Origin of the sequence: Methylobacterium sp. WL18 (assembly GCF_008040015.1) — a bacterium.
GTDB lineage: Bacteria > Pseudomonadota > Alphaproteobacteria > Rhizobiales > Beijerinckiaceae > Methylobacterium > Methylobacterium mesophilicum.
Window position 1 is genome coordinate 1 of the sequence record NZ_VRVD01000573.1, and the last position, 3017, is coordinate 3017.

Annotated in this window: 4 protein-coding genes; 3 read left to right on the forward strand and 1 reads right to left on the reverse strand. The window is 70.7% G+C overall.

The window, feature by feature from the left end:
- The coding region (locus tag FV228_RS25155) for an HD domain-containing phosphohydrolase (protein ID WP_147857043.1) at positions 1–703 on the forward strand (703 nt) is incomplete at its 5' end.
- 9 nt (positions 704–712) lie between these two features.
- Here FV228_RS25155 and FV228_RS25160 read toward each other — a convergent pair.
- Positions 713–1624, reverse strand: a complete 912-nt coding sequence (locus FV228_RS25160) for a UDP-3-O-acyl-N-acetylglucosamine deacetylase (RefSeq protein ID WP_147857044.1) — start codon at positions 1622–1624, stop codon at positions 713–715.
- 246 nt (positions 1625–1870) lie between these two features.
- Between FV228_RS25160 and FV228_RS25165 the strand changes: the two genes are divergently transcribed.
- Complete coding sequence (locus FV228_RS25165; RefSeq protein ID WP_147857045.1) at positions 1871–2557, forward strand: Crp/Fnr family transcriptional regulator; 687 nt, start codon at positions 1871–1873, stop codon at positions 2555–2557.
- A gap of 4 nt (positions 2558–2561) precedes the next feature.
- The coding region (locus FV228_RS25170; RefSeq protein ID WP_147857046.1) for an ABC transporter ATP-binding protein at positions 2562–3017 on the forward strand (456 nt) is incomplete at its 3' end.

A 3017-nucleotide genomic window follows, 5' to 3' on the forward strand; every position in this document is an offset into this window, starting at 1 on the left:
CCCGCCCGGCCCCCAGCGCCGCCGCGCCGACGAGGCGCGGTCCGCCTTCCGGGCGATCTTCCGTGCGGACACGACGCCGGCGGCCGCCATCGTCGATGCCGGCACCACGATCATCAACCGGGCGATCCGCGAGGCGAAGGTCCGCGACTGGCTGAACGTGGTGGCCGGCTTCGACGACGTGACCCACCGGCACTGCCTGACGGTCGCCGGCCTGGCCGCGGCCTTCGCGCAGAGCCTGGGCCTGAACGAAACGGATACGCATCACCTGACCAAGGGCGCGCTGCTGCACGATATCGGCAAGGCCCGGATCCCGCTGGCGATCCTGAACAAGCCCGCTCCGCTCAATGCGGCGGAGCGGCTGGAGATGGATCGGCATCCGGCCATCGGCTACGACATGCTGGCGGATGGCGGCTACGATGCCGGAACGCTGGCCGTGGTCCGCTCGCATCACGAATATCTCGACGGCTCCGGCTACCCAGACGGGCTTCGGGCACAGGAGATCCCCGACCTCGTCCGGCTGATCACGATCTGCGATATCTTCGCGGCATTGATCGAGGCCCGGCCCTACAAGGCGCCGAAGCCGATCCAGGAGGCCTACGCGATCCTGGGAACGATGGGCCCCAAGCTCGATGCCGACCTCCTGCGGGCGTTCCGCCAGGTGGTGGTCGCGTGCGACCAGACGACCCTGCGCGCCTCGGCCTGAGGCGCGCCGTCAGACCAGCTCCCAGGCCGTGGGCTCGCGCATCAGTGCCCGGACCAGCGCGTGGTTCAGCTCGTGGCCGGTGTGGAACGCCGCGACATGGCCTTCCACCGGGTGCCCCACCAGCATCAGGTCGCCGACCAGGTCCAGGATCCGGTGGCGGACGGGCTCCGCCGGGACGCGCATCCCGCCGATGACGCGTCCCCGCCAGAGAAGTGCCGCCGAGCGCGTGGAGACGCCCTGCAGGAAATCCTCGCCCACGGCGTAGCCGTAGGCGCGTCCCGCCATGGCGCGAACGTACCGTCCGAAGCTGCGCGCGGGCGCGATCTCCTGCACGAAGCGGTCCGGCGTGATGACGCCGGACCAGTCGAGCGAGCCGAAATGGGCGAGCGCGACGTGGCCGGTGACGTGCAATCCCAGGCCCGGCCCGATCTGGATCAGGCGCCGCCCATCCGCGACGGTGACCGTCCGGCGCATCCGCAGCACCCGGCAGGGGGCGGGCTGCTCGGTCCGACCCACATCCCGGATCGCCGCGCACCAGGGGGTCGCGCTCCCGTCGAAGATCGGCAGCTCGTCCGCGTCGATCTCGACCAGCACGTTGTCGACCCGGAGCGCGTGCAGGGACGCCATCAGGTGCTCGATCGTGCGCACGAGCACCCCGTCCCGCCGGATCGCAGACGAGAGCGGCTGCGATTCCCGGAACTGCCACAGGGCCGGAACATCGACGGCCTCCCCCGTATTCAGGCGGCGGCGGAAGACGATGCCATGTCCCGCAGGCGCCGGGCAGACGCGAACCCTGGCATAGCGGCCGGAATGCAAGCTGTGGCCGGAGCGCTCGAACGCATCGGACAATGTCGCCTGCCGCCGGACGAGCGGGCTGAACGAGCCGGCGAAGGGATGAGCGATGTCGAACGTCTGGTGCATTGCGAATCGTCTGGCGCCGAGGCGCGGGAAATTATCCCTCTCCACCGATTCCCGCTAATAAACTCCTGTTCAGCCAAGCGCGGCTTGACCGGCCCGCGCGTGGCCGTCACCATCGATTTCGCCTCATCGCTGGCGCGCGGCCGGGTCGGCGCGCCGCTCCAAGATGCGGGCTGCTTCCGTCCCCACAGTTGCTGGTCGGCACCCGTCAGGACAGGGACGGAGGCTGGGGCCGAAGGGACAGGATCGATGGCGCGGTTGGGGACGATACCCTTCTTCAAGGATCCGGGCATCGAGCTCGGTCCGTTCGAGACCCGCTGCCACTGGCGCCGCTTCGACGAGAACGAGGTGTTGGTCGACTTCGACGACATCTCCACGGACGTCTACTTCATCGCCACGGGCGAGGTCCGCATCCTGAACCGGACCCAGTCCGGCAAGGAGGTGATCCTCGGCGAGATGCGCGGCGGGGCCTTCTTCGGCGAGCTCGCCGCCATCGACGGGATCGGCCGCTCGGCCAACGTCACGGCGCTGACCCGCGGTGAGGTCTGCGTGGTGCCGGCCGCGGTGTTCCGCCAGATGGTGTTCGCCTCCGAGGCGATCGCCGACCGGCTGTTCCGGCTGCTGGCCAAGCGCGTGCGCGAACTCAACACCCGGCTGATGGAGCACGCGCTCCTGGACCTGAAGCACCGGCTCTATGCCGAGCTGCTGCGCCTCTCGGTCCCGCGGTCGGGCACCTCCGGCGAGCGGGTCGTGTCGCCGCCGCCCTACCACCACGTGCTGGCCGCCCGGATCGGCTGCCGCCGCGAGCAGGTCACCCGCGAGTTCACCGCGATGGCGGCCGAGGGCCTGGTCGACCGCACCCGCGGCGCCCTGGTGCTGCGCCGGCCCGATCTCCTCGAGGCGCGCGTGGCCGAGGCGCTGCGCGAGGATTCCTGACGCCTTGGCCGACGCACCGGCGCTGCGCCTGCGGCTGGAGGATCTCACCAAGCGCTTCGGCAGCCACCTCGCCGTCGATGCGGTGAACCTCACGCTAGAGCCCGGGGAGTTCTTCTGCCTGCTCGGGCCGTCCGGATGCGGGAAGAGCACCCTCCTGCGCATGATCGCGGGCTTCGAGATCCCGAGTTCCGGCCATGTTCGCCTCGGCGAGCAGGACCTCACGGCGCTGCCCCCGCACCGGCGGCCCGTGAACATGATGTTCCAGTCCTACGCGCTGTTCCCGCACATGAGCGTGGCCGGCAATGTCGGCTACGGCCTCAAGGGACTGGGCCGGGCTGCCGCCACGGCCCGCGTCACGGAGCTGCTGCGCCTAGTCCGCCTCGACGGTTTCGGGGATCGCCGCCCCGACACCCTGTCGGGCGGGCAGCGCCAGCGGGTCGCGCTCGCCCGGGCGCTCGCC